The sequence below is a fragment of the Auraticoccus cholistanensis genome (genome assembly GCF_009742705.1).
Classification (GTDB): Bacteria; Actinomycetota; Actinomycetes; order Propionibacteriales; family Propionibacteriaceae; genus Auraticoccus; species Auraticoccus cholistanensis.
The window spans coordinates 520,420-545,555 of sequence record NZ_WPCU01000004.1 but is presented as its reverse complement, the minus strand read 5'-3'; the positions used below and the strand labels follow the sequence as shown (position 1 = coordinate 545,555).

The 25,136-nt window shown below is 74.8% G+C and carries 24 protein-coding genes and 1 pseudogene; 7 read left to right on the top strand and 18 right to left on the bottom strand.

Annotated elements, in window-relative coordinates:
• The coding region (locus tag GC722_RS04985; RefSeq protein WP_197429804.1) for a hypothetical protein at positions 1-232 on the top strand (232 nt) is incomplete at its 5' end.
• Here the strand turns inward: GC722_RS04985 and pdxR are convergent.
• Positions 177-1,613, bottom strand: coding sequence for a MocR-like pyridoxine biosynthesis transcription factor PdxR (pdxR, locus tag GC722_RS04980; RefSeq protein WP_331714391.1), 1,437 nt, complete (start codon positions 1,611-1,613; stop codon positions 177-179). The genes GC722_RS04985 and pdxR overlap by 56 nt on opposite strands.
• A 21-nt stretch (positions 1,614-1,634) precedes the next feature.
• Here pdxR and GC722_RS04975 point away from each other — a divergent pair, with 21 nt between their 5' ends.
• The gene (locus tag GC722_RS04975) at positions 1,635-2,321 is read left to right on the top strand and encodes a pyridoxamine 5'-phosphate oxidase family protein (RefSeq protein ID WP_331714390.1); all 687 of its coding nucleotides are present in this window, start codon (positions 1,635-1,637) and stop codon (positions 2,319-2,321) included.
• Between the two features lie 13 nt (positions 2,322-2,334).
• On the opposite strand, the gene GC722_RS04970 is transcribed toward GC722_RS04975, so the two are convergent.
• Both GC722_RS04970 and GC722_RS04965 read right to left on the bottom strand, forming a co-directional pair.
• Positions 2,335-2,724, bottom strand: coding sequence for a VOC family protein (locus GC722_RS04970; RefSeq protein ID WP_156608447.1), 390 nt, complete (start codon positions 2,722-2,724; stop codon positions 2,335-2,337).
• 5 nt (positions 2,725-2,729) lie between these two features.
• Positions 2,730-3,569, bottom strand: a complete 840-nt coding sequence (locus tag GC722_RS04965; protein WP_197429803.1) for a helix-turn-helix domain-containing protein — start codon at positions 3,567-3,569, stop codon at positions 2,730-2,732.
• 146 nt (positions 3,570-3,715) lie between these two features.
• Between GC722_RS04965 and GC722_RS04960 the strand changes: the two genes are divergently transcribed.
• Both GC722_RS04960 and GC722_RS04955 read left to right on the top strand, forming a co-directional pair.
• Positions 3,716-4,126 carry an ArsR/SmtB family transcription factor gene (locus tag GC722_RS04960; RefSeq protein ID WP_331714389.1) on the top strand — a complete coding sequence of 137 codons (411 nt, stop codon included), beginning with the start codon at positions 3,716-3,718 and terminating at the stop codon, positions 4,124-4,126.
• Complete coding sequence (locus GC722_RS04955; RefSeq protein WP_156608445.1) at positions 4,123-4,632, top strand: SRPBCC family protein; 510 nt, start codon at positions 4,123-4,125, stop codon at positions 4,630-4,632. The genes GC722_RS04960 and GC722_RS04955 overlap by 4 nt, the downstream gene beginning before the upstream one ends.
• Positions 4,633-4,635: 3 nt before the next feature.
• Here the strand turns inward: GC722_RS04955 and GC722_RS04950 are convergent, their stop codons facing one another.
• From GC722_RS04950 to GC722_RS04930, 4 genes and pseudogenes are all read right to left on the bottom strand, one after another.
• The gene (locus tag GC722_RS04950; protein ID WP_156608443.1) at positions 4,636-7,137 is read right to left on the bottom strand and encodes a phosphoketolase family protein; all 2,502 of its coding nucleotides are present in this window, start codon (positions 7,135-7,137) and stop codon (positions 4,636-4,638) included.
• A 125-nt stretch (positions 7,138-7,262) separates the two neighbouring features.
• On the bottom strand, positions 7,263-8,624 hold the full coding sequence (locus tag GC722_RS04945) for a hypothetical protein (RefSeq protein ID WP_156608441.1): 1,362 nt from the start codon (positions 8,622-8,624) through the stop codon (positions 7,263-7,265).
• The gene (gene purQ / locus GC722_RS04940) at positions 8,621-9,295 is read right to left on the bottom strand and encodes a phosphoribosylformylglycinamidine synthase subunit PurQ (RefSeq protein ID WP_331714435.1); all 675 of its coding nucleotides are present in this window, start codon (positions 9,293-9,295) and stop codon (positions 8,621-8,623) included. Before purQ ends, GC722_RS04945 begins: the two co-directional genes overlap by 4 nt.
• Before the next feature lie 134 nt (positions 9,296-9,429).
• Positions 9,430-10,575: pseudogene (locus GC722_RS04930) on the bottom strand (phosphoribosylaminoimidazolesuccinocarboxamide synthase); the annotation flags it as partial.
• A 94-nt stretch (positions 10,576-10,669) separates the two neighbouring features.
• On the opposite strand from GC722_RS04930, the gene GC722_RS04925 reads away from it, so the two are divergent.
• Both GC722_RS04925 and GC722_RS04920 read left to right on the top strand, forming a co-directional pair.
• A complete protein-coding gene (locus GC722_RS04925; protein ID WP_156608436.1) occupies positions 10,670-11,776 on the top strand; it encodes a diacylglycerol/lipid kinase family protein in 1,107 nt (368 codons plus the stop codon).
• On the top strand, positions 11,769-12,662 hold the full coding sequence (locus GC722_RS04920) for an NAD-dependent epimerase/dehydratase family protein (RefSeq protein ID WP_156608434.1): 894 nt from the start codon (positions 11,769-11,771) through the stop codon (positions 12,660-12,662). The genes GC722_RS04925 and GC722_RS04920 overlap by 8 nt, the downstream gene beginning before the upstream one ends.
• Here the strand turns inward: GC722_RS04920 and GC722_RS04915 are convergent.
• The 6 genes from GC722_RS04915 to GC722_RS04890 form a co-directional block, all read right to left on the bottom strand.
• Positions 12,619-13,542 carry a DMT family transporter gene (locus GC722_RS04915; protein ID WP_156608432.1) on the bottom strand — a complete coding sequence of 308 codons (924 nt, stop codon included), beginning with the start codon at positions 13,540-13,542 and terminating at the stop codon, positions 12,619-12,621. The genes GC722_RS04920 and GC722_RS04915 overlap by 44 nt on opposite strands.
• Before the next feature lie 38 nt (positions 13,543-13,580).
• Positions 13,581-13,769 (bottom strand): PspC domain-containing protein, encoded by a 189-nt coding sequence (locus tag GC722_RS04910; RefSeq protein ID WP_156608430.1) that lies wholly within the window; start codon positions 13,767-13,769, stop codon positions 13,581-13,583.
• Between the two features lie 179 nt (positions 13,770-13,948).
• Positions 13,949-15,382 (bottom strand): adenylosuccinate lyase, encoded by a 1,434-nt coding sequence (purB, locus tag GC722_RS04905; RefSeq protein WP_331714388.1) that lies wholly within the window; start codon positions 15,380-15,382, stop codon positions 13,949-13,951.
• Positions 15,379-16,647, bottom strand: coding sequence for a phosphoribosylamine--glycine ligase (gene purD, locus GC722_RS04900; RefSeq protein ID WP_331714387.1), 1,269 nt, complete (start codon positions 16,645-16,647; stop codon positions 15,379-15,381). Before purD ends, purB begins: the two co-directional genes overlap by 4 nt.
• A 163-nt stretch (positions 16,648-16,810) precedes the next feature.
• The gene (locus GC722_RS04895; protein ID WP_156608428.1) at positions 16,811-18,094 is read right to left on the bottom strand and encodes an adenylosuccinate synthase; all 1,284 of its coding nucleotides are present in this window, start codon (positions 18,092-18,094) and stop codon (positions 16,811-16,813) included.
• Between the two features lie 315 nt (positions 18,095-18,409).
• Positions 18,410-18,862 carry a DUF3151 domain-containing protein gene (locus GC722_RS04890; RefSeq protein ID WP_331714386.1) on the bottom strand — a complete coding sequence of 151 codons (453 nt, stop codon included), beginning with the start codon at positions 18,860-18,862 and terminating at the stop codon, positions 18,410-18,412.
• A gap of 68 nt (positions 18,863-18,930) precedes the next feature.
• Here GC722_RS04890 and GC722_RS04885 point away from each other — a divergent pair, with 68 nt between their 5' ends.
• Complete coding sequence (locus GC722_RS04885; protein WP_197429802.1) at positions 18,931-20,916, top strand: hypothetical protein; 1,986 nt, start codon at positions 18,931-18,933, stop codon at positions 20,914-20,916.
• A 117-nt stretch (positions 20,917-21,033) separates the two neighbouring features.
• Here GC722_RS04885 and fbaA read toward each other — a convergent pair whose 3' ends face one another.
• The 5 genes from fbaA to GC722_RS04860 all read right to left on the bottom strand — a co-directional run bounded on the left by fbaA (position 21,034) and on the right by GC722_RS04860 (position 25,126).
• Complete coding sequence (fbaA, locus tag GC722_RS04880) at positions 21,034-22,059, bottom strand: class II fructose-bisphosphate aldolase (RefSeq protein ID WP_156608426.1); 1,026 nt, start codon at positions 22,057-22,059, stop codon at positions 21,034-21,036.
• Between the two features lie 128 nt (positions 22,060-22,187).
• Positions 22,188-22,721 (bottom strand): hypothetical protein, encoded by a 534-nt coding sequence (locus tag GC722_RS04875; RefSeq protein ID WP_156608423.1) that lies wholly within the window; start codon positions 22,719-22,721, stop codon positions 22,188-22,190.
• A gap of 57 nt (positions 22,722-22,778) precedes the next feature.
• Positions 22,779-23,525: a GntR family transcriptional regulator gene (locus tag GC722_RS04870; RefSeq protein WP_156608421.1), complete on the bottom strand. Its 747-nt coding sequence runs from the start codon at positions 23,523-23,525 to the stop codon at positions 22,779-22,781.
• Between the two features lie 61 nt (positions 23,526-23,586).
• Positions 23,587-24,141 carry a TrmH family RNA methyltransferase gene (locus tag GC722_RS04865; protein ID WP_231747501.1) on the bottom strand — a complete coding sequence of 185 codons (555 nt, stop codon included), beginning with the start codon at positions 24,139-24,141 and terminating at the stop codon, positions 23,587-23,589.
• 127 nt (positions 24,142-24,268) lie between these two features.
• Positions 24,269-25,126: a LemA family protein gene (locus GC722_RS04860; protein ID WP_156608417.1), complete on the bottom strand. Its 858-nt coding sequence runs from the start codon at positions 25,124-25,126 to the stop codon at positions 24,269-24,271.
• Positions 25,127-25,136: the final 10 nt, after the last annotated feature.

The following is a 25,136-nucleotide window of genomic DNA, read 5'->3' as shown; positions in this document are numbered from 1 at the left end:
CGTCGAGGTGGCCAGCCACTGGATGCGCCGCTACGGCGAGGCGTCCATCGACGTCGACGTCGCCCCCGGGCAGACGGTGGACGTCTACTACGCCGCCCCCTTCCACCAGTGGTCCACCGGTTCGATCGGGACCACGCCGCAGAAGCGCAAGGGCACCGGGGTGCTCGTCGCCCTGCTCAGCGTCGTGGTGCTGCTGGTGCTGGTGGTCGGCGTCCTGCCGAACCTGGGCTGACCGGCCCCCGGCCCTCGAGACCGCGGACCAGCGCGGCGAGCGCCGCGTCCAGCTCGGCGTCGGTCACCCCGCCGAAGCCCACCACCAGCCCGGTCAGCTCCGCGCTGCGGCAGTAGGCCGAGAGCAGGTTGACCTCGAAGCCGGCGTCCCGGGCGGCGTCGCGGGCGCGCACCGCGTCGGCCTGGGGCATCAGCCAGCTCGAGTACATCCCGGCGAGCGGCCCGGCCGGCGTGCCGAAGGGGCCCAGCGCGGCCGCCACCCGGACGGAGCGCTCGGCGTAGACCCGACGGGCCGCCCGGACCACCTTGTCGAGGTAGCCGTCTCGCAGCAGCGACAGCAGCGCCCGCTGCGCCGGCCAGCCGGCGGCGTCGTGGGTGAGGCGTCGCTGCCGCTGCACCCGGTCGTGCAGCTCGGCCGGCAGCACCATCCACCCCAGCCGGAGCGCGGGCGCCACCGACTTGGAGGTGGTGCCGAGGTAGGCCACTCGCTCCCGGTCCAGCGAGGCCAGCGCCGGCACCGGTGCGACGTCGTAGCGGAACTCGGAGTCGTAGTCGTCCTCGACCACCAGGGCGTCCGCGCGGCGGGCGGCGTCGAGCAGGGCCACCCGCTCGGCCGCGGGCATCACCCGTCCCAGCGGGTGCTGGTGGGCCGGGGTGACGTAGGCCGCCCGGACGCCGCTGAGGTCGTCCGGCGCGGTCCGGGCCGGGTGGTCGAGCACCGGCCGGCCGAGCTGGCGGGCGGTGGCGGCGGCGGCGCGGTAGCCGGGGTCCTCGACGAGCACCGGTCCGGGCGGCAGCGCGGCCAGCAGCAGCCGCAGCCCGTCGGTGGTGCCGGCGGTGACGGCCACCTCCTCGGGGTCCAGCTGCAGCCCGCGGGTGCGGGCCAGGTGGGCGGCGAGCGCCTCGCGCAGCTCGGGCAGCCCGGCCGGGTCGTCGTAGCCCCGCGGCGGGGTGGCGGTGGACACCTCCCGCCAGGCCCGACGCCACGCGGCGGACTGACGGGGGTCGATCCAGGGGGTGCCGGTGTCGAGGCGGACCAGCGGTCGCGACGACGCCACCCGCGGACGCGGTCCGGGCTCGGGGACCCGGGCGGGGTCGGCGGCGACGTAGGTGCCCGCCCCGTGCCGGGTCTCCAGCCAGCCCTCGGCGACCAGCTGCTCGTAGGCCTGCTCGGTCACCGAGCGGGAGACGCCCAGGTCGCGGGCCAGCGCCCGGGTGCTGGGCAGCCGCTGACCGCGGGGCAGGGTGCCGCCGGCCACGAGGTCGCGCACGGCGGCCGAGAGCTGGGCGCCGAGGGGGACCCCGCGGGTGCGGTCGAGGTGGACGGGGAGCACGGGTGGCCTGCCGATCTGGTCGAGAAGTGGCCTGCGCGTCCAGGCCACCTGGCGTCGAGACTAGCCCGCGTGAGCCTTCCCACCGCTGCCCCGCCCATGTCGCCCACCGCCCGGACCACCCCCACCCGCGGCCGCCACCGCGTGGTCACCGACCGCGAGCAGCTGCACGCCCTGCTCGAGGATGCCCTGCTCGCCCACCTGGGGGTCGTCGTCGGTGACCACCCGCTGGTGCTGCCGGTGGCCTTCGGGGTCGACCTGGCGGGCCCGGACGCCGGCGGCTCGCTGTACCTGCACGCCTCCGTGGCCGCCGGCTGGCTGGACCGGGCGGCCGGCGCCGACGTCTGCGTCACCGTCACCGAGCTGGACGGGCTGGTGACCGGTCGCTCGGCGTTCCACCACTCGATGAACTACCGCTGCGCCGTGGTGGTCGGCCGGGCCCGGCTGGTGACGGCGGAGGACGAGCGGCTGCGGGCCCTCGACCTGGTCGTCGACCACATGGTCCCGGGCCGGGCGGCGACGCTGCGACCGAGCACCCGCAAGGAGCTCGCCGCCACCGCCGTGCTGGCCGTGCCGCTGGCCGAGGCGTCGATGAAGGCCCGGGCGGGCGGACCCGGGGACGACCCGGACGACGTGGCCACCGGCACCTGGGGCGGGCACGTGCCGCTGCGCTGGGTGGCGGGTCCGCCGGTCCCGGACGCCGACTGCTCGACCCCGGTACCGGCGGACGTGCTGGCCCGCGCCGCCGCGCTGCGCTGAGCCGTCCTGGTGCTCAGCTGCCGGGGTAGGTGCCGAAGGACCAGGTGTTGCCCTCGGGGTCGCGCAGGATCGTCTGCCGGGACCCGAAGTCGGTGTCGGCCGGTGTGCTGAGGACCTCGGCGCCGGCCGCCACCGCGCGGGCGTGCACGGCGTCGGGGTCGGCGGTGACCACGTAGGCGTTGGCCGACCCGGGCGCGATGGTGAACGGGCGCCCCTCGACGAAGCTGCCCAGCATCACCCCTCCCACGCCCTCGGGCCAGCGCAGCTCGGCGTGGGCGACCAGGTCGCCGTCGTCGTGGCGGGCGGCGACCCGGAAGCCCAGCACCTCGACGTACCAGTCGATCAGCGCGGGGGCGTCGTGGGCCTGCAGGGTCAGCCAGATGCTCGGTGTCGTCGTTCCCATGGCGGTCATGGTGCGTCGCCGGGCAGCCCGCCGTCTTGGATGTTCCGGAACTCCGCGGCCAGCCAGCGGGTGGGCGGGGACCCGGCGAACCGGGTGAACTCGCGGGTCAGGTGGGACTGGTCGCAGTAGCCGCAGGCGGCCGCGAGGACGGCCAGGTCGACGTGGCCCCGGCGCGCCTGGGCGGCCAGCGCGGTGCTGGCGCGGGCGAACCGCACCAGCTGGCCGACCTGCTTGGGGCTGCGACCGACCTCCCGGGCGAACAGCGTGCCCAGGTGGCGGCTGGTGAGCCCGACCGCGGCCGCCAGGTCACCGACCTGGATCAGCCCCCCGGAGCGCTCCAGCAGGTACCAGGCGTGCCGCAGCTCCGGTCGGACCGCCACCGGACGCCGGTGCCGCCGCAGGTGCCGGGTGAGCAGCGCGAAGGCCTCCGGCCAACCCTCGGTCTCGCCCAGCTGGTCGGCCAGCCGCTCCCCCGCCCGCCCCAGCACCGGTGCGCCGGCGAACGCGGTGACGTCGAGCTCGGCGGCCGGCACGCCGAGCAGGGAGCGGGCGGCCAGCGGGTGGACGGCCAGCTGAACCCCGGACTGGCCGGGGCGCTGACGCACCCAGCTGGCCGTCAGGTGCAGACCGCCGAGGACCAGCCGGTTGGGCCGGGCGCTCGGCAGCGCGGCGGCGTCGGCGGCCGCCTCGACCCCGTCGTCCCGGGCCACGACGAGGGTCAGCCGCGGCGAGGGCAGCCCCCGGTGGAGCGGCTCGGGGGCCGCGCCGCTGCGGTACCCGACCATCGACGTCACCCCTGGCGGCAGGTCGGCGGCCACCGCGAAGTCGGTCCCGTGCTCGGCCACACCCCGACGGTAGCGAGCGGCCGACCAGGCGTGCCCGCCAGAACCTGTCCATGGCGTGGCACCGGTGGCCCTGGCGCGGCGGCCCCACGACATCGACAGGTTCCGGAAGGCTGGCAGAAGCGTAACCGATCGGTTACGCTTCTGCCGTGGACGTGGCACAGGCGGTCGCGGACCCGGTGCGGCGCCGGATCCTGGTGCTGCTGCGGCCGGGGCCGCGCCCGGTGCACGAGCTGGTGGCCGAGTTCGACGTCTCCCGGCCCGCGATCAGCCGGCACCTGCGGGTGCTCCGCGAGGCCGGGCTGGTGGTCGACGAGGCGCACGGGCGCGAGCGCCGCTACCGGCTGCAGACCGCCCCGCTGCTCGAGCTCGACCGCTGGCTGCACGAGCTGCTGGCCCCGCTGCCGGCGCGTCCCGACCTCGGCGCGCTGGCCGACGCGCTCGCCACCGAGGTCGTCCGCACCCGCCGCGAGCGCCGCTCCGCGACCGCTCCCCCGCCCGTCACCGACCCCCGCCCGGACGTCCGCCCGGGCGCCCGACCCACCGAGGAGTCCGCATGAAGCCCGTCCCCACCGGACAGCTCACCCGCACCGCCGACGGCGCCGACCTGGTGCTCGTCCGCACCCACCGCGCCCCCGTCGCCGACGTCTGGGCCGCGCTGACCGAGCCCGAACGCACCGCCCGCTGGTTCGGCAGCTGGTCCGGACCCGCCGGCCCCGGCCGCTCGGTCGAGCTGACCCTGACCGCCGAGGAGGGCAACCCCACCACCACCGTGGAGGTGCTGGCCTGCACCCCGCCGGTGCACCTGCGGATCCGCGCCGTGGACGAGTACGGCACCTGGGACCTGGAGGCCCGGCTCGCCGAGGCCGACGGCGTCACCACCGTGGAGCTGGTGCAGCACCTGGCCGACCCGGGCGAGGCGACCAGCTCGGGCCCGGGCTGGGAGTACTACCTGGACCGGCTGCTGGCCGTGCTGCGCGAGGAGCCGATGCCCGACTTCGCCGACTACCACCCCGCGCTGGTCGGGCACTACGAGCAGGGGCTGGCCGCGCTGGACGGCCGGTAGCGCTCAGTCGTTGTCGCCGCCGGTCGCGGAGTTGGCCATCCCGGCCGGCGCGGCGCCGGCGTCGGCCGCCTGCGGCCACACCCAGTCCCGCACCAGCGGCAGGTCCTCGCCGTGCTCGCGGGCGTGCAGCCGGGCCTCCAGCCGCAGGTCCTGCATCTGCTGGCGCAGCCCGGCGTACCGGCTGCTCAGCCCCGGCACCCGGTCGATGACGTCCATGACCAGGTGGAACCGGTCGAGGTCGTTGAGCATCACCATGTCGAACGGCGTGGTGGTGGTGCCCTCCTCCTTGAAGCCGCGGACGTGCAGGTTGGCGTGCCCGGTGCGGCGGTAGGCCAGCCGGTGGATCAGCCACGGGTAGCCGTGGTAGGCGAAGACGACCGGCCGGGTCGCGGTGAAGATGGTGTCGAAGTCGCGGTCGCTGAGGCCGTGCGGGTGCTCCCCCTCCGGCTGCAGCCGCATCAGGTCGACGACGTTGACCACGCGCACCCGCAGCTCGGGCAGGTGCTGGCGCAGCAGGTCGGCGGCGGCCAGCACCTCCACCGTCGGGATGTCCCCGGCGCAGGCCAGCACCACGTCCGGCTCGCTGCCGGGCTGCTCGGTGCCGGCCCAGTCCCAGATCCCGAGCCCGCGGGTGCAGTGCCTGACCGCCTCCTCCATGGTCAGCCAGCTGGGGTTGGGCTGCTTCCCGGCGACCACGACGTTGATGTACTGCTTGGAGCGCAGCACGTGGTCGAAGGTGCTCAGCAGCGTGTTCGCGTCCGGCGGCAGGTAGACCCGGATGATGTCGGCCTTCTTGTTGACCACGTGGTCGATGAAGCCCGGGTCCTGGTGGGAGAAGCCGTTGTGGTCCTGGCGCCAGACGTGGGAGCTGAGCAGGTAGTTGAGCGAGGAGATGGGACGTCGCCACTCCAGCGCGTTGGTCACCTTGAGCCACTTGGCGTGCTGGTTGACCATCGAGTCGACGATGTGGATGAAGGCCTCGTAGGACGACATCAGGCCGTGCCGCCCGGTGAGCAGGTAGCCCTCGAGCCAGCCCTGGCACTGGTGCTCGCTGAGCATCTCCATCACCTGGCCGGCGCGGCCGAGGTGGGCGTCCAGGTCGCCGCCGGCGTAGCCGGCCACCCACTGCTTGTCGGTGACGTCGTAGACGTCCTGCAGCCGGTTGGAGGCGGTCTCGTCGGGGCCGAAGACGCGGAAGCGGCCCGGGTTGGCCCGCACCACCTCGCGCAGCCACGACCCCAGCACGCGGGTCGGCTCCACCACACCCGCTCCCGGCACCGGCACCTCCACCCCGTGCTCGCGGTAGTCGGGCAGCCGCAGGTCGACGCGGCGCAGCCCGCCGTTGGCCTGCGGCAGCGCCCCCATGGCCAGCTCGGGCGGCGGCGCCAGGGCGGCGACGTCGGCGGCGGGGCGTCCCTGCTCGTCGAACAGCTCCTCGGGACGGTAGGACGTCAGCCAGTCCTGCAGGTCCTGCAGGTGCTCGTCGGTGTCGCGGGCGCTGGACAGCGGCACCTGGTGGGAGCGCCAGCTGCCCTCGGTCTGGTGGCCGTCGATGCTCTTCGGGCCGGTCCAGCCCTTCGGGGTGCGGAAGACGATCATCGGCCAGCGGGGGCGTCCGGCCTGCTCGGCGCCCTGCTCGGCGGCGGCGGCGCGGATGTCGGCGATCTCGTCGAGGACGGTGTCCAGCAGCTCGGCGAAGCGCCGGTGGTAGGACTGCGGCGGCTCGTCGTCGAAGCCGGCGGTGAAGACGTGCGGGGTGTGCCCGTAGCCGCGCATCAGCGCGTCCAGCTCGTCGTCGTCGATGCGGGCCAGCACGGTCGGGTTGGCGATCTTGTAGCCGTTGAGGTGCAGCACCGGCAGCACCACGCCGTCGGTGACGGGGTTGAGGAACTTGTTGGAGTGCCAGGAGGTGGCCAGCGGACCGGTCTCGGCCTCGCCGTCGCCCACCACGGTGAACGCCAGCAGGGCGGGGTCGTCGAAGACCGCGCCGTAGGCGTGGGACAGCGCGTAGCCGAGCTCGCCGCCCTCGTGGATCGAGCCGGGGGTCTCCGGCGCCACGTGGGAGGGGATTCCGCCGGGGAAGGAGAACTGCTTGAACAGCCGCTTCAGCCCGGCCTCGTCCTGGCTGACCTCGGGGTAGACCCGCGAGTACGTCCCCTCCAGGTAGGTGGAGGCGACCAGCCCCGGGCCGCCGTGACCGGGGCCGGTGACGTAGACCGCCTGCTGGGCGCGCTCGCGCACCACCCGGTTGAGGTGGGCGTAGAGGAAGGTCAGCCCCGGGGTGGTGCCCCAGTGCCCGAGCAGCCGCGGCTTGACGTGCTCGCGACGCAGCGGCTGGCGCAGCAGCGGGTTGTCCAGCAGGTAGATCTGGCCCACCGACAGGTAGTTGGCCGCGCGCCACCAGCGGTGGATGCGGTCGAGGTCCTCCTCGGTCAGGGCGGCGGCGCCGGTGTCGGCGCGGCGGGGCCAGCTCGCGCTGGCCGGGGCGGGGTGCGGCTGGGTCATCGCGGGTCCTCCGTCGAGCCGGTCCCGCGTGGACGGCGGGACGTCCTCGAACGTACCCAACGGGTGGGGCACCCCACCCGGGCACCCGGCACCGGACCGGGACCGGGCCGGAGGGGCCCGGAGCGTCAGCGCCGCCCGGCGCGGCGCGTCCGCAGCCAGCCCGCGAGCGAGCCGGCCAGCAGCAGGGCCAGGGCGAGCGCCGGCAGCAGCCACCCGCCGCCCGGTGCCGCACCCGGCCGGGGGCCGAGCAGCCCGCCGACGGCCTCCCGCGGCAGCAGCGTGGTGACCACCACCGTCCCGGCGGACGCCGTCGCGGCCAGCGTCCAGGCCGCCGCGGCCAGCCGGGGCGCGGCCCAGCGGGCGCAGGCGGCCACCAGCAGCGTGCCTGCCAGCACCCCCGCCACCGCGACCGCCTCCGAGGGCAGCCGCCACCACCGGGTCAGCGCGGTCAGCTGCAGCCCCGCGGGCACCGCGGCCAGCACGGGGGCCAGCCAGGGCGCCAGCCGGCGGCGCCAGCGGGTGCCGCGGCCGACCACCACGGCGGCCGCGGCCAGCAGGGCCACCACGACGAGCCCGGCCAGCACGTCCCCGCGGTGGGCCAGGGCGGTGCGGTCCTCGACCAGCCGACCGGCCGACGCCGCGTCCACCGGGCCCGGCCGCACGCCCAGACCCGCAGGACCCGCACCCGTCGCGACCCGGCGCAGCTCGGCGGCCAGGTCGGCGATCCCCGCCGGGGCCCCGTCGGCGGCCACCAGCTCGCCCTCGACGACGCCCTCCCCCACGACCCAGACCGGGCGCGGGTCGGAGTCGCGGCGCAGCGCTCCCGGCCCGAGCCCGGCGACCACCACCCGGGTGCCGGGCTCGGCGGCCAGCGCCGCCACCGCGGCCTCCCGGTCGGAGCCGAACAGCTGGTCGCCGTCGACGAGCACCACCGGGCAGGCGGTGGCGTAGCCGCCGGAGACGAAGTCGTCGACCGGCAGGTACTCCGCCACCGTGCCGTCGCCGCGCGCCGCGCCCAGCGCGGCGGCCGGGCCGACCGCCGTCAGGCAGGCCCCCGCCTCGGCCAGCGCCCCCAGGGTGCCGCCGTGCACGGCGGCCGCGGTCTCGAGGTCGCGCCAGTCCCTGACGCCGCCGGTGCCGGTAACCGCCACGGCGCACCGCCCGCCGGCGTCGACCGGGGTGCCGGCGGAGAGGGTCAGCCAGCCGTCGGCGGCGCACCCGCCGCGGCTCGCGGCGGTGTCGGTGGATAGCGTCCCCGCCGCCGCGGGGACGGTGTCGAGCAGCGCGCCCTCGCCGCCGCCCACCGTGGCGCCCGCCACGCCGACGAGCACGAGCCGCTCGGGCACCGGCAGCAGGGTCGGGTGGGCCGGCAGCAGCGCCACCAGCAGCGCGGCGAGCAGCAGCAGCGTCCCGGCCGCCGCGGCCAGCAGCCGTCGCCGGCGCACCGCGACGTCGCCGGGGCGGGGTGCGGTCGGTGCGGTGGTCACCGCACGGTCTGGACGAACCCGATCACGCTGGAGAAGAAGCGGCGGCCGTCCAGCGACGGGCCGGTCAGGCTCTCGACGTTGTGCTCGGGGTGCGGCATCAGCCCCACCACGTTGCCCCGCTCGTTGGTGATGCCGGCGATGTCGCCGACCGAGCCGTTGGGGTTGCCCTCGAGGTAGCGGAAGACCACCTGGTTCTCGCCCTCGAGGCGCGCCACCGTCTCGGTGTCGGCGACGTAGCCGCCCTCGCCGTTCTTGAGCACGATGGTGATCTCCTCGCCGGGGAGGAAGTCGTGCGTCCACACGGTGTCGGTGCTCTCGACCCGCAGCCGCTGGTCCTTGCAGACGAAGGTGCGGACGTCGTTGCGGATCAGCGCCCCGGGCAGCAGGTGCGCCTCGCACAAGATCTGGAAGCCGTTGCAGATGCCCAGCACGGGCAGCCCGCCGCGGGCGGCGGTGATCAGCTCGCCCATCAGCGGGGAGAACCGGGCGATCGCGCCGGCGCGCAGGTAGTCGCCGTAGGAGAAGCCGCCGGGCAGGATGACCGCGTCGACCCCGTCCAGGCTCTGCGAGGCGTGCCACAGCGGCACCGCCTCCGCACCGCTGAGCCGGACCGCGCGGGCGGCGTCCTGGTCGTCCAGCGAGCCGGGGAAGGTCACCACGCCGATCCGCACGCCGCTGGCGTCCGGGGCCCCGGGCGCCCGGACGAGGGGCGCCGGGGAGACCGGGGCCGTCACTGCTGGACGTCCTCGGTCAGGGTGCCGACGGTGCTGGGCTGCAGCGACGGCTCGGCCTCCACCACGGGGGCGTCGTCGGCGCGGACGTCGTAGGCCTCGATCACGGTGTTGGCCAGCAGCCGCTCGGCGGCGTCGCGGACCTGGGCCAGCCGCTGCTCGTCGAGCTCGCCCTCGACCTCGATCTCGAAGCGCTTGCCCTGGCGGACGGTCATGCCCTCGAACCCCAGCCGCGCCAGCGCGCCCGTCACCGCCTTGCCCTGCGGGTCGAGGATCTCCGGCTTGGGCATCACTTCCACCACGACTCGTGCCATGGCGCTCATCCTATCCGGCCGCGACGGGCCGCCCGGTCACACGCGCAGGCCCTGGCCGGTCAGCCGGACCAGCGCCTCCAGGTAGCGCTCCCGGGTGGCCTGCACCACCTCCGCCGGAAGCGGCGGCGGCGGCGTGCCGGAGTCGCGGTCCCAGCCGGACTCGCGGGTCAGCCAGTCGCGGACGAACTGCTTGTCGAAGGAGGGCAGCGACTCCCCCGGACGCCACTGCGCCGCGTCCCAGAAGCGTGAGGAGTCGGGGGTCAGCACCTCGTCGGCCAGCACGATGGTGCCGTCGGCGCGGGTGCCGAACTCCAGCTTGGTGTCGGCCAGCACGATGCCGCGCTCGCGGGCCACCGGCTCGGCGGCGGCGTAGACGGCCAGCGACAGCTCGCGCACGGCCTCGGCCTGCTCGCGGCCGATGGTGGCGACCACGGTGTCGAAGTCGACGTTCTCGTCGTGCTCGCCCATCGGGGCCTTGGTGGCGGGGGTGAACAGCGGCTCCGGCAGCCGGTCGCCGTCGCGCAGCCCGGCCGGCAGCGGGATGCCGCAGACGGTGCCGTCGCGGGTGTACTCGGCCCATCCCGAGCCGGTCAGGTAGCCGCGCACGACGCACTCCACCGGCAGCATGGACAGCCGCTCGCACACCACCGCCCTGCCCCGCACGGGCGCCGGGACGTCGGTGCTGAGCACGTGGTGGGGCACCACGTCGGCCAGCTGCTCGAACCACCACAGCGACAGCTGGGTCAGCACCGCCCCCTTGTCCGGCACCTCGGGGGTCAGCACGAAGTCGTAGGCCGAGATGGCGTCGCTGGCCACCATCAGCATCGTGGCGGGGTCTTCGAGGGCGTAGAGCTCGCGCACCTTCCCGGCGTGGATCAGCGGCAGTCCCAGGTCGAATCGGCTCACGCGCAGCAGCCTAGCGAGGCCCGCGGCGGCGCCGGGCCGGCGAACCCGGGGAGGCCGCTCCGGCGCCCGGGGGGCGGTCTGCCACCCTTGGCCCATGCAGCCCAGCGACAGCGACGAGCCGACCCGTCCGGGACCCGAGGACAGCCCGCCCGGCAAGGTCCCGGCCCCCGGCTCCGCCCAGGAGGCGGCGCAGGAGGTCCGCGAGGAGGTCCGCGAGGCCGAGCCGGAGACCCCGAAGCCGCCGCCACGGGCCGCGGTGGTCTACAACCCGATCAAGGTCGACGTCGACGTGCTGCGCGCCGCGGTGGACGAGGCCGCCGCGGAGGCGGAGTGGGGCGAGACCCTCTGGCTGGAGACCAGCGCCGAGGACCCGGGTCTGCAGATGACCCGGGAGGCGGTCGAGCAGGGCGCGAAGATGGTGCTGGCCGCCGGCGGCGACGGCACCGTGCGGGCGGTCGCCCACGAGCTGCTGGACGGCGACGTGGCGCTCGGCCTGGTGCCGCTGGGCACCGGCAACCTGCTGGCCCGCAACCTCGGTCTGGAGCTGGACGACCTGGCCGACGCGGTGGCCACCGCCTTCGCCGGCGAGGACAAGGCCATCGACGCCGGGGTGGCGCGGATGCGCCGCCGCGACGGCACCGAGGACGAGCACGTCTTCCTGGTGATGGCCGGGCTCGGGCTGGACGCGCAGATGATCGAGAAGACCGACGACGACCTCAAGGCCAAGGTGGGCTGGCTGGCCTACGCCGGCGGGCTGCTGCGGGCGGCGCGTGGCGGCACCCGGATCCAGCTGCGGATCGCCCTCGACGGCGGGGAGCGGGTGACCCGGCGGGTCCACACCCTGCTGGTCGGCAACTGCGGCACCCTGCCGGGCAACATCGTGCTGCTGCCCGAGGCCGACATCACCGACGGCCGCTTCGACATCGTGATGATGCGGCCCCGCGGGCCGTTCGGCTGGCTGCAGATCTGGAGCAAGATCGTCGTCGAGAACGGCATCCTGCACCGCAGCGAGGTGGGCCGCCGGATCCAGGGCGCCACCCGGGAGGTGCGCGCGCTGCGCTACCAGACGGCCCGCGAGGTGTCGGTGCAGCTGCGCGAGCCCGAACCGGTCGAGCTGGACGGGGACGCCTTCGGCGAGGTGGTCGGCTTCGACCTCGAGGTGCGGGCCGGAGGGCTGACCGTGCGGGTGCCCCGTGGCTGAGCGGCTGGTCGCCGTCGGGCGGGAGCGCGTGCTGGTCACCGGCGCCGCCGGCAAGATCGGGCGCGCCACCGTGGCCGACCTGCTGGCCGCCGGCCACGAGGTCGTCGCGGTCGACCGGGTGGAGCCGGCCGAGGACCTGGGCACCGAGTTCGTCCGGCTCGACGGCGACGACCTGGCGGGGACGACCGCCGCCGTGCGCGGCTGCACCGCGCTGGTGGCGCTGGCCTCGGTGCCCCACCCGGGCACGATGCCGCCGCACGAGCTGTTCGCCAACAACACCGTGACGCCGTTCGTGGCGCTGCAGGCGGCGGTGGACGCCGGCATCCGGCGGGTGGCGCTGGCCTCCAGCGGCTCGGCCTACGGCACCGCCTGGTCGCCCGAGCCCACGACGGTGGACGAGGTCCCGGTGCACGAGGGGGCGCCGCTGCGCAACGCCGAGGAGTACGGGCTGAGCAAGATGGTGACCGAGGAGATCGGGCGGATGTTCTGCCGCCGCCACCCCGACCTCTCGGTCGCCGCGCTGCGGTTCCACTGGGTCGCCACCCGCGAGGAGCAGCTGCAGCGCATCGCCTCCCAGCGCAGCGCGCCGCGGCGCTGGCGCGAGGAGCTGCGCGAGCTGTGGGGCTACGTCGACCTGCGCGACGCCGCCCGGGCCTGCCGGCTCGCGGTGGAGGCGGCGGCCCGGGAGCCGTACGGGTTCCAGGCCATGAACGTCGTCGCCGCCGACCTGCTCGCCGACGAGCCGCTCGAGGAGCTGCTGGCCGCCCACGCGCCCCAGGTGGTGGTCCGCAGCGGCGGCCCGCCCGCCGGCGGGGCGTTCTCCATCCAGCTGGCCGCGGAGGTCATCGGCTGGGAGCCGCGGCACTCCTGGCGCGACCCGGACTGAGCCGTCCGCCCGGCTCCCCCGGGCGCAGCCCCAGCACCACCACGGCACCGGCCACCAGGGCCGCGCCGAGGAGCTGCGGCGTCCCGAACGGGTCGCCCAGCAGCAGCGCGCCGATCACCACCGCGCTCACCGGCTCCACGCAGGAGGCGACCGCGGCGACGCTGGGCCCGGCCAGCCGGATGCCGACCATCAGCAGGCTGAGCGACACCACCGTGCACAGCAGCGCCATCGGCAGCACCGACCCGAGCAGCAGCTCCCGCCCCGGGGCCGGGTCGAGGGTGCCGCGCACGGCGCCGACCACGGCCTGGCTGGCCGCGGCGCCGACGCACACCCACAGCGAGCTGGCCACCCAGTCCGTACGGGGCGGCAGGTGCTGCATCGAGAAGTAGTAGACGGTGTAGGCGACGGCCGAGCCCAGCCCGGCCAGCACCCCGGGGAGCGAGAGCCGCTCGACCGGTCCGGTCATGGTCAGCGCCACCCCGCCGAGGGCGGCGAGCACGGCCACCACCAGCAGCGCGGAGAGCCGCAGCGTCCGGCGGACCAGCTCGACCACGACCACCAGGGCGGGCATCGTGTAGAGCAGCAGGGCGGTGAGCCCGGCCGGGATCTGGGTCAGCGCCCAGAAGTACAGCGAGGACTGCAGCGAGTAGACCACCGCACCCATCAGCAGCGGCTGCCACACGGCCCGGCCGCGGCCGAGCGGGCGGCGCGCGAGCAGCACGACGGCGGCCAGCACCACGGCGGCCAGCCCGAAGCGCCAGGCGATGGTGGTGGGCACGCTGGCGCCGGCGGCCGTGGCGGCGCGTCCGAAGAGGCCGAGCAGCCCGTAGCCCAGTGCGGAGGCGGCGCAGAGCAGCACGCCCAGCCGGGTGGAGGTCACGGGTGGACGCTAGCCCACCCGCGACCGCCGGGGCGGGGTCAGCGCTCCTTGGGCAGCAGCACCCACAGGGCGATGTAGATGATGAACTGCGGGCCGGGGATCAGGCAGCTGATGACGAACAGCAGCCGGACCATGGTGGCCGAGATGCCGAACCGGCGGGCGATGCCGGCGCAGACCCCGGCGATCATCGCGTTGCTGGTCGAGCGGGACAGGGTCGTCGAAGCCATCGGATCCTCCTCGTGCCCGGGGCCGGGTGCCCTCGTGCACCTCGACTGTGCCCACTCCCGGGCCTCCCGCACCAGCCCTGCGGCCGGATCCACGGGCCCGTTCCGGGTTCCCCCGGCCCGGGGACCGGGTGCTCCCCGGACCGGACGGCCCGAGGGCCGCGGCCGGTCGGCGTCCGGGGCTAGAGGACGTCGCCGGGCCGGTAGGCGGCGGCCTCGGGGTGCTGCCGGGCCAGCTCGTCCACCCGCGCCACCACCGTCCGCACCTGGGTGGCCGCGGCGCCGGACAGCTCCAGGGGCTCGCGCAGCAGGGCGCGCAGCTCCTCCTCGCCGAGCGGGATCCGCGGGTCGGCGCCGAGCCGGGCGAACAGGTCGTTGCCGGCCAGCCCCTGCTCGCGCATCTCCAGGGCGACGGCGACCGCGTGCTCCTTGATCGCCTCGTGCGCCACCTCCCGGCCGACGCCGGCCCGGACGGCGGCCATCAGCACCTTGGTGGTGGTGAGGAAGGGCAGGTAGCGCTGCAGCTCGTTCTCGACCACCGCCGGGAAGACGCCGAAGTCGCCGAGCACGGTGAGGAAGGTCTCGAACAGCCCGTCGACGGCGTAGCAGGCGTCGGGCAGCGCGACCCGGCGCACGACCGAGCAGGAGACGTCCCCCTCGTTCCACTGGTCGCCGGCGAGCTCGCCGACCATCGACACGTAGCCGCGGACCACCACCGAGAGCCCGTTGACCCGCTCGCAGGAGCGGGTGTTCATCTTGTGGGGCATGGCGCTGGAGCCGACCTGGCCGGGACGGAAGCCCTCGGTGACCAGCTCGTGGCCGGCCATCAGCCGGATGCTGGTGGCCACGTTGGAGGGCGCGGCGCACACCTGGGCCAGCGCGGTCACCGCGTCGTAGTCGATGGAGCGCGGGTACACCTGCCCGGTGCTGGTGAGCACGGCGGCGAAGCCGAGGTGGTCGGCGACCCGCTGCTCGAGCTCGGCGAGGCGGCCCTCGTCGCCGCCGAGCAGGTCGAGCATGTCCTGGCTGGTGCCGACGGGGCCCTTGACCCCGCGCAGCGGCAGCCGGGCCAGCAGCTCGCGGACCCGCTGGTGGGCGAGCAGCAGCTCGTCGGCGGCGGTGGCGAACCGCTTGCCCAGGGTGGTGATCTGGGCGGCGACGTTGTGCGAGCGTCCGGCGATCGCCAGGTCGGCGTGCTCGGCGGCCAGCCGGGCCAGCGAGACGAGGGTGGTGACGCAGCGGTCGGCCACCAGCTCCAGCGCCTGCCGCAGCTGCAGCAGCTCGACGTTCTCGGTCAGGTCGCGGCTGGTCATGCCCTTGTGGACGTGCTCGTGGCCGGCGAGGGCGTTGAACTCCTCGATGCGGGCCTTGACGTCGTGCTTGGTCACCCGCTCGCGGGCGGCGATGGAGGCCAGGTCGACCTGCTCGAGCACCGCCTCGTAGTCGGCGATCACCCGGTCGGGGTCGTCACGGCCGAAGTCGACGCCGAGGTCGCGCTGGGCCGCCAGCACGGCCAGCCACAGCCGACGCTCGGCCACGATCTTGTTCTCCGGCGACCAGATCCGCCGCATCGCCTCCGAGGCGTAGCGGGTGGCCAGCACGTTGGGGATGCTCACGAGTCCTCCTGGGCGGCCGCCACGGCCGCGATGTCGGTGCGGCAGAAGCCGCCGGCGAAGTCGATGGTGGCCACCCGGGCGTAGGCGGCCTCGCGGGCGGCGGTGAGGTCGTCGCCGGTGCCCACCACGGCGAGCACCCGCCCGCCGGCGGTGACCAGGCGGCCCTCGGCGTCCCGGGCGGTGCCGGCGTGGAAGACCCCCTCGCCCTCGGCGCCGGTGATGACGTCGCCGCGGCGCGGGGAGCCGGGGTAGCCGTCGGCGGCCAGCACCACCGCGACCGCGGCGCCGCTGCCCCACTCCAGCGGCGGGTGGCCGGCCAGCCGGCCGGTGGCTGCCGCCTTGAGCACGCCGCCCAGCGGGGTGGTGAGCCGGGTCAGCAGCGGCTGGGTCTCGGGGTCGCCGAAGCGGGCGTTGAACTCGACCACGCGCAGCCCCCGGGAGGTGAGCGCGAGGCCGGCGTAGACCAGCCCGACGAAGGGGGTGCCGCGGCGGGCGAGCTCGTCCACGGTGGGCTGGACGACCGTGGTCACCACCTGCTCGACCAGGTCGGCCGGCGCCCACGGCAGCGGCGTGTAGGCGCCCATCCCGCCGGTGTTGGGGCCGGTGTCGCCGTCGCCGACCCGCTTGAAGTCCTGGGCGGGCTGGAAGGGCAGCACGGTGCGGCCGTCGGTGAGGGCGAACAGGCTCACCTCGGGTCCGTCGAGGTACTCCTCGACCACCACCTGGGCGCAGCCGGCGGCGTGGGCGAGGGCGGCCTCGCGGTCGTCGGTGACGATCACGCCCTTGCCGGCGGCCAGCCCGTCGTCCTTGACCACGTACGGGGCGCCGAACTCGTCGAGCGCGGCGGCGACCTGCTCGGCGGTGGTGCAGACCCGGGCGGCGGCGGTGGGCACGCCGGCGGCGGCCATCACCTCCTTGGCGAAGGCCTTCGACCCCTCCAGCCGCGCGGCCTCGCGGCCCGGTCCGAAGCAGGCGATCCCCCGCTCGCGGACGGCGTCGGCCACCCCGGCGACCAGCGGGGCCTCGGGGCCGACCACGACCAGGTCGACGCCCAGCCGCTCGGCCAGGTCGGCCACGGCCGTCCCGTCCAACGGGTCGACCTGGTGGTTGGTGGCCACCGCGGCCGTGCCGGGGTTGCCGGGGGCGACGTGGACGGCGGTGACGCCCAGATCGCGGGACAGCGCCCACGCCAGCGCGTGCTCCCGTCCTCCGTTGCCGACCACCAGGACGCTGCCGACCAGGTGCTGTGCGGTGCTCGTCGTCACGTCGGCGCAGCCTATCCCCGCCACGTCCGCGCCCCCTCATCCCGCGGGAAACTGGTCACGGACGACACCTCGACGGGCGCGATCGGGCGGTTCCGGCGTCGTCTGCGACCACTTCCCCCGAGGACGGCAGCACCGAGGTCGGCAGCACCGGTCGGCAGACCGGTCAGAGCAGGTCGTGGAGCATGATCGACTGCTCGCGGCCGGGGCCGACGCCGATGCCGGAGATGCGGGTGCCGATCAGCTCCTCGAGCCGGCGGACGTAGGCCTGGGTGGTCGCGGGCAGGTCGGCGAAGGTGCGGCAGGAGGAGATGTCCTCGGTCCAGCCGTCCATGAACTCGTAGACCGGGGTGGCGTGGTGGAACTCGCTCTGGGTCAGCGGCATCCGGTCGTGCCGGACGCCGTCGACGTCGTAGCCCACGCAGACCGGGATCCGCTCCCAGCCGCCCAGGATGTCCAGCTTGGTCAGGAAGACGTCGGTCATCGCGTTGGTGCGGGCGGCGGCCTCGACCACCAGCGCGTCGAACCAGCCGCAGCGGCGTGGCCGGCCGGTGGTGGCGCCGAACTCCCCGCCCTCGGTGCGCAGCCGCTCGCCGTCGGCGTCGAGCAGCTCGGTGGGCATCGGACCCTCGCCGACCCGGGTGGTGAACGCCTTGACCACACCGATCACCCGGTCGATCCGGGTGGGCCCGACGCCGCTGCCGACGCAGGCGCCGGCCGCGCTCGGGGAGGAGGAGGTGACGTAGGGGTAGGTGCCGTGGTCGACGTCGAGGTGGTGGGCCTGGGCGCCCTCGAAGAGCACCACCTTGCCCTCGTCCAGGGCGTCGTTGAGCAACCGTGAGGTGTCGACCACGTGCGGCCGCAGCCGCTCGGCGTAGGAGAGCAGGTGCTCGGTGACCTGCACCGGGTCGACGGCGCGGCGGTTGTAGACCTTGACCAGCAGCTCGTTCTTCTGGTCCAGCGCGGCCTCGACCTTCTTGGCCAGGATCGACTCGTCGAAGAGGTCCTGGACGCGGATGCCGATCCGGTTGACCTTGTCGGAGTAGGCCGGTCCGACGCCACGGCCGGTGGTGCCGATCTTGGCCTTGCCGAGGAAGCGCTCGGTCAGCTTGTCCAGGGTGCGGTGGTAGCTGGTGATGATGTGGGCCGAGGCGGAGATGCGCGGGTGCTGCACGTCGGCGCCACGGGCCTCGAGGGCCTCGAGCTCGGCGTAGAGGACGTCGAGGTCGATCACCACGCCGTTGCCGAGCACCGGCACCGCGCCGGGGTTGAGGATCCCCGAGGGCAGCAGGTGCAGCACGTACTTCTCGCCGCCGACGACGATGGTGTGGCCGGCGTTGTTGCCGCCGGAGTAGCGGACGCAGTAGTCGATCCGGTCCCCGAGCTGGTCGGTGGCCTTCCCCTTGCCCTCGTCGCCCCACTGGGCGCCCATCACGACGATGCCAGGCATGCGAACCCTCTCACCGGGAGCACGCGACCCCCGTGCACAGACGAAGCCCTCGACCTCGGTCGTGGGCTCTTACCGCGCAACCCTAACCGATCGGGTCCGCCCGGGTCCCGGGTCGATCCGCCGACGGGCACCCGCAGGCTGCCTGACCTGCCTCACCCGCCCCGCCTCCACAGCCGGTCGGTGCGCCTCACAGCCGGTGCAGCGGCTGTGAGCGGCACGGACGGGCTGTCAAGACGTGCCGGAGCGGCTGTGAAGGGCATCTACCGGCTGTGAGGCGGCGTGCCCGGGCCGCCGGCGAGCGGGCGGGGGCGGGGCTCAGCCGGCCAGCGGACGGGCGCGGCTGAGCTCCTCGAAGCCGGTGGCGGAGGAGTCCCGCAGGAACTGCGCGCAGCGCTCCTGCTCGGTGGTGTCGCCGATCCGCTGCGCGGCCACGGTCAGGGCCCACAGCGCCCGCAGGAAGCCGCGGTTGGGCTCGTGCTCCCACGGCACCCGGCCGCTGCCCTTCCAGCCGGCGCGGCGCAGGGCGTCCAGGCCGCGGTGGTAGCCGGTGCGGGCGTAGGCGTAGGCGGCCACGTCCGCGTCCGGGGTGCCGGCGTTGAGCGCCCCCTCGGCCAGCAGCGCCCAGCACAGCGAGGACTCCGGGTGGGCGCGCAGCACCTCGGGGAAGGCCTCCGGACCGCGTTCGGCCAGCTCGGCCATCGCGGGGTCGTCGGGCAGCCGGGTCTCAGGGGCGGCGTCGGCCAGCAGGTTGTGGTGGATGTCGCTCACGGTCTCATCCTGCCAGCCACCGACGGCGGGGACGGCCGGGACGTGCCCGGGTGCGCCAGGATGACCCGGTGCGAGACGACACGGTACGGACCTTCCCGCTCGGCGACGGCGCGGTCGACATCAGCCCGGACGGCGCGGTGGCCGCGGTCCGGCACCCGGTGGGCGGGCACTCGGTGCTGCTGGTCGAGGGCGCCGCGGGGATCGAGGGGTCCTTCCACACCGCCGCACACCGCTGGGGCAAGGGCTTCGCGGTGCTGGACGGGCGCGGCCACCGCTTCGACCACCCGGCGGCGCTGACCTGGCTGGACGACGGCGTCGAGCTGGTGCACCGGCTGGGTCCGCTCGAGCTGACCACCACCCGCCGGGTGGGCCGGGAGTGGACCGAGTCCTTCGCCCTGCGCAACCCCACGGCGGCGACGGTGCGCGTCGGCTCGTTCGCGCTCAGCACGCCGTGGCGCGACCTCTACGGCTCGGCCGCCGACGCCCTGTCCCGCGCGGTGCACGCCCACGTCTGGACCGGCGGCGCCGACGCCTGGGTCTGGGCCGTGCCGATGAGCGGCCTCGGCCCCGGTCTGGGGCTGACGCTGACCGAGGGTGAGCTGTGGGCCTACTCGGTGACCTCCCGGGACGCCAACACCTCCAGCGACGTCCGCGGCCACCTGTACCTGCACGTCACCGACCACGCCCGCGCCCCGCACGCGATGGGCGGCCAGCCGGAGGTCGAGCTGGAGCCCGGTGCGACGCTCCGGCTGGGCTGGCGGCTGGCCTGGTACGACGACCTGGCCGCCTTCGCCGCCGACCGCCGGCCCGCGCTCACGGCCCCCGTGGTCAGCGCCGAGGTGGGCACCCCGATCGAGGTGGGGCTGGCCGACGGCTGGCGCACCCGCACGCCGCTGCCGGTGCGCACCGACCGGCCGGGCACGGTGCTGGTGGACGCCGAGCGGGACGGCCGCCGCGCCCGGGTGTCGCTGCACGCCCACCCGCCGCTGCGCGAGCTGGTCGAGGCCCGGGTCCGCTTCCTCGTCGAGCGCCAGCGGCCCCTCGAGCGGGGCGACAGCCGCCGGTACGCCTTCGTCCCCTACGACAACCGGTCGGGGCTGACGGTGCTGGACGCCTCCTGGTCGGACTGGCCGGAGACCCGGGAGCGGGTGGGCAGCGCGCTGCTGCTGCAGCAGGCCCGCGCCCGCGGCTGGGGGGACGCCGACGTGCTGGACGAGGCGCTGGCCGGCTACCTGCAGTTCGTCACCGAGCACGTGCTGGCCGAGAACGGCGTGGTCCGCGACGACGTCGACGGGCGGCGCGAGCCGCGGCTGTACAACTTCCCCTGGTTCGCCCGGCTGCTGCTGGAGGCCGGCGAGACCGACCGGGCCGTGGCGGTCGTCCGCGCCTTCTACCGCCTCGGGGGCCGGCGGTTCCTGGCCTTCGACGTGGGCGGCGTGGTGCGGGGGCTGGCCGAGCGGCTGCGCGGCGAGGGCCGCGCCGCCGAGGCCGAGGAGCTGACGGCCCTGCTGCTGGAGCAGGCCCTCACCTTCCTCGAGCTCGGCACCGACCTGCCCCGGCACGAGGTCAACTACGAGCACGCGATGGTCGCGCCGCTGCTGGACCTGCTGCTGCACGCCCACGCCCTCGACCCCGCGCGCGTGCCGGCCGAGGCGCTGCGTGAGCGGCTGCGCTGGCTCCGGGCCTTCGCCGCCGACCAGCCCGACGCCCGGCTGCAGCACGTCCCGGTGCGGCACTGGGACGGCTACTGGTTCGGCGCGGACCGGCTCTGGGGCGACGTGTTTCCGCACTACTGGTCGGTGCTGTCGGCAGGGGTCTACCTGGACTGGCCGGAGGGGCTGCTGCCCGAGCAGGAGACGGCCGAGCTGCGCGCGGTGGGGCTGGCGGTGCTGCGGGCCAACCTGATCTCCTTCGACGCCGACGGCTCGGCGACCTGCGCCTTCGTCTACCCCAGCTGCGTCAACGGCTCCCCCGCCCACCGGGCCGACCCGCTGGCCAACGACCAGGACTGGGCCCTGGTCTACGCCCTGCGGTACGACCTCGACCGTCGCTGACGCCCGGACGCCCAGCACCCCCGGACGCACAGCACCCCCGGACGCACGGCACCCCCGGACGCACGGCACCCCCGGACGCGGACGTCCGGGGGTGCCGGTGTGCTGCGGGTTCCGGACTCAGGCCTTGACGCTGGTCCCGGCCGAGCGCAGGGCCTCGCAGGCTGCCACCACGCGGGCGGCCATGCCGGCCTCGGCCAGCTTGCCCCAGGCACGCGGGTCGTACTGCTTCTTGTTGCCCACCTCGCCGTCGACCTTGAGCACGCCGTCGTAGTTCTTCAGCATGAAGTCGGCCACCGGGCGGGTGAAGGCGTACTGGGTGTCGGTGTCGATGTTCATCTTCACCACGCCGTAGTCGACGGCGTCGGAGATCTCCTGGGCGGTGGAGCCGGAGCCGCCGTGGAAGACCAGGTCGAAGGGGCGCTCCTTGCCGATCTTGGCCCCGACGGTGTCCTGGATCTCCTTCAGCACCTCCGGACGCAGCTTGACCGCGCCGGGCTTGTAGACCCCGTGCACGTTGCCGAAGGTCAGCGCGGTGATGTAGCGGCCCTTCTCGCCGGCGCCGAGCACCTCGACGGTCTTCAGACCGTCCTCGACGGTGGTGTAGAGCTTGTCGTTGATCTCGTGGGAGACGCCGTCCTCCTCGCCGCCCACGACCCCGACCTCGATCTCGAGGATGATCCGGGCCTTGGAGGTGCGCTCGAGCAGCTCGGCGGCGATCTGCAGGTTCTCGTCGACCGGCACGGCCGAGCCGTCCCACATGTGCGACTGGAACAGCGGCTCCTCGCCGCGCGCCACCCGCTCCTCGGAGATGGCCAGCAGCGGGCGCACGAAGGAGTCCAGCTTGTCCTTGGGGCAGTGGTCGGTGTGCAGCGCGATGTTCACCGGGTAGTTCTTGGCGACCTCGTGGGCGTAGAGGGCCAGCGCCACCGAGCCGGCGACCTTGTCCTTGATGGTCGGGCCGGAGAGGTACTCACCACCACCGGTGGACACCTGCACGATGCCGTCCGAGCCCGCCTCGGCGAAGCCCTGCAGGGCGGCGTTCAGGGTCTGCGACGAGCTGACGTTGATGGCCGGGTAGGCGAAGGAGTTCTGCTTCGCCCGGTCGAGCATGTCGGCGTAGACCTCGGGGGTAGCGATGGGCATTCAGGAGCCTTCTCTCTCTGCAGCGGTCGGTACACCCACAGTCTTGCAAACCCCGACCCGCGCGGACGACCGTCCCAGAAGTGGTACATACCAGTTGTCGACTGGCCTACCCGACGCCGCCCGGACGGTCAGTCGTCGAGGCGGCTGAGGTCCAGCGAGCGCTGCCCGCCGGAGTAGATGCGGGTGGCGGACTCCAGCGCGGCCGGGCGGACGTCGAGGTGCTCCAGCCCCACCGACAGCGGCGCCGTGCCCTGCCCGCGGACGACCACCTCGGGTCCGGCGCCGAGCCGGCCGGGGCCGATGAGCATGCGCTCCACCCGCGGCCAGTCCAGCCGCACGCCGTGCAGCTCGACCCCGAAGCGCCCGATCACCAGGGCCGGTCCGACGCCCACCCGGGCCCGGTCGGCCACCGCGCGGCGCCAGGCGACGAGCCAGAACAGCAGCCGCAGCAGGCTGAGGGCGGTGGCCACGCCGACCAGCACCCACGGCTCCCAGTTCTGCTCGAACTGCTCGCGGCGCCACAGGTAGAACACGAGCGAGATCACCAGGCTCAGCCCGAGCGAGACGGCGCTGCTGATCATCCGGCGCCGGCGCAGCTGCACGGTCTCGTCGGCCCGGTCCGCGGTGTACTCCGCGATCAGGTAGTCCCGGGCGCTGTGCATGTCGACATCCTCCCACGGCCGCGAAGCACCCACGGGGGCCGGCGAGCGCCGGACGACTCAGGCGCCTGAGCTGGGCGTCTCCAGCGGGCGGATCGCCATGTGGATGCGGTACCGGTCGGCGCGGTACCAGGAGGTGGAGAACTCGATCGGACGGTCCCCCGCCCGGGTCAGCCGCTCCTGCACCAGCAGCGGGGCGCGCTTGGTGGTGCCCAGCACGTGCGCCTGGTGGGCGTCGGCGGCCTCGGCCCGGACCGTCTGGTCGCCGGCGGTGATGATCACCTGGTAGCGGGCGGCGAAGACGTCGTAGAGGGTGTTGAGGTCGGACTCCAGCAGCCCGGGGAAGACGGCCGAGGGGTAGTAGCCGATCTCGTAGGCCATCGGGGTGCCGTCGGCCAGCCGCAGCCGCTCCACCCGGATCACCGAGTCGCGGGGGCGGATCTGCAGCTGCTGGGCCACCTCCGGGGAGGCGTCCTCCTCGCGCCCCTCCAGGACCTTGGTCTCGGGCACCAGGCCGCGGGCGCGCATCTCGCGGGAGAAGGAGGTCAGGTGCAGCCGGGAGTTGACCTGGGGCCCGGAGACGAAGGTCCCCTTGCCGTGCACCCGCTCCAGCCGGCCGGACTCCACCAGGTCGGAGATGGCCTGGCGCACCGTCACCCGGCTCACGCCGAGCTCGCGGACCAGCGTCCGCTCCGACGGGATGGGGTCGCCGGGGCGCAGGTCGTTGGTGATCCGCTCGGAGAGGAGGTGGCGCACCTGGGCGCGCTTGGTGGGCGCCCGCAGGCTGGCCAGGTCGCTCACCGTCATCAGATGGTTCCTCCCTCGGCCAGTCAGATCAGTCCAGTTGATACCAGTCTAGGGGGCGAAGTCAGCCGGGTGCAGGCCGCCAGCTGCTGGACCAGGCGTACATCGCGATGGCCGCGGCGGCGCCGGCGTTGAGGGAGCGGGTCGAGCCGTACTGGGTGATGGACACCACCAGGTCGCAGGCCCGCACCATGTCCGCGTTCAGCCCGGGCCCCTCGGAGCCGAGCACCAGGCAGCACCGCTCGGGCAGCCGGCGTCCCTCCAGCGGCACCGAGCCCGGGATGTTGTCCACGCCGACCAGCACGTGCCCCGAGCGGTCGGCCCAGGCCCGCAGCTCCTCGGCGTCGGCGTGGTGGTGCAGGTGCAGGTAGCGGTCGGTCACCATCGCCCCGCGCCGGTTCCAGCGGCGCCGACCCACGACGTGCACCCCGCCGACGTTGAAGGCGTTGGCCGTGCGCACCACCGAGCCGATGTTGAAGTCGTGCTGGAAGTTCTGGATCGCCACGTGCAGCGGCGCCCGGCGGGTGTCCAGGTCGGCGACGACCGCCTCCAGCCGCCAGTAGCGGTAGCGGTCGACGACGTTGCGCCGGTCCCCCTCCGCGAGCAGCTGCGGGTCCAGCCGGGGGTCGTCGGGCCAGGGCTGCGGGTGCGGGCCGACGCCGGGGAGGTCGGCGGCGTCCTCGCCCGGCTCCTCCGGGACGTCCCCACCCGCCGGCGGCGGCTGGCTCACCGGCGGGCGCGGCAGGTCACTGCGTGCGCGGCGGGGTGTACCCGCCCTGCGACGGCGGCTGCTGCGGCGGGGTCGACTGGCCCGGCTGCTGCCAGGTCTGCTGCTGGGGCTGCTGCGGCGGCGCCTGCCAGGGCTGCTGCTGCTGCGGCTGCTGCCAGGGCTGCTGCTGCGGGGGCTGGTAGGGCGTCTGCTGCGACCCGGGCTGCGGCAGCGCGTCGGGGTGCTGGCCGGGGCCCATCTGCGCCGGCGGGGTCGGCCGGCCCGGCTGGTCGCCGCGGTAGGCGATCTCGCCGAAGCTCACGTCGGGGGCGCGGCGCACGGCCGGGTCGTCGACCTGGAAGTAGGCGGCCTTCTCGAACTTGAAGGCGTTGGCCACCAGGTTGCTGGGCACCGAGTCGATCTTGGTGTTGTAGACGCGCACGTTGGCGTTGTAGAAGCGCCGGCCGGCGGCGATGCGGTCCTCGGTCTCGGTCAGCTGCTTCTGCAGCTCGAGGAAGTTCACGTTGCTGCGCAGCTCGGGGTAGGCCTCGACGCTGACGATCAGGTTGCGGACGGCCCCGGAGAGCTGCTCCTCGACCTGGGTGCGCTGGGCCGACGGCAGCCCGGACTCGTGGCTGGCCACCGACTGGGCCTGGTTGCGCAGCCGGGTGACGTCCTCCAGCGTGTTGCGCTCGTGGGCGGCGTAGGCGCGCACCGTCTCGACCAGGTTGGGGATCAGCTCGTAGCGCCGGTTGAGCTCGACGTCGATCTGGCGCCAGGACTCCTGGATCAGGTTCCGGGACCTGACGAAGCCGTTGTACATCACGACGGCGGCGATCCCGAGGACCAGGACCAGCACCACCAGGAGGACGATGACGATGACGAGTGGCTCCATACCTGCTCCT

Coding starts and splice junctions, on each gene's coding strand:
- GC722_RS04970 (WP_156608447.1), bottom strand. CDS start 2,724: ATGGGAACGACGACACCGAGCATCTGGCTGACCCTGCAGGCCCACGAC.
- GC722_RS04955 (WP_156608445.1), top strand. CDS start 4,123: ATGAAGCCCGTCCCCACCGGACAGCTCACCCGCACCGCCGACGGCGCC.
- GC722_RS04950 (WP_156608443.1), bottom strand. CDS start 7,137: ATGACCCAGCCGCACCCCGCCCCGGCCAGCGCGAGCTGGCCCCGCCGC.
- GC722_RS04925 (WP_156608436.1), top strand. CDS start 10,670: ATGCAGCCCAGCGACAGCGACGAGCCGACCCGTCCGGGACCCGAGGAC.
- GC722_RS04910 (WP_156608430.1), bottom strand. CDS start 13,769: ATGGCTTCGACGACCCTGTCCCGCTCGACCAGCAACGCGATGATCGCC.
- GC722_RS04895 (WP_156608428.1), bottom strand. CDS start 18,094: ATGCCTGGCATCGTCGTGATGGGCGCCCAGTGGGGCGACGAGGGCAAG.
- fbaA (WP_156608426.1), bottom strand. CDS start 22,059: ATGCCCATCGCTACCCCCGAGGTCTACGCCGACATGCTCGACCGGGCG.
- GC722_RS04875 (WP_156608423.1), bottom strand. CDS start 22,721: ATGCACAGCGCCCGGGACTACCTGATCGCGGAGTACACCGCGGACCGG.
- GC722_RS04870 (WP_156608421.1), bottom strand. CDS start 23,525: ATGACGGTGAGCGACCTGGCCAGCCTGCGGGCGCCCACCAAGCGCGCC.
- GC722_RS04860 (WP_156608417.1), bottom strand. CDS start 25,126: ATGGAGCCACTCGTCATCGTCATCGTCCTCCTGGTGGTGCTGGTCCTG.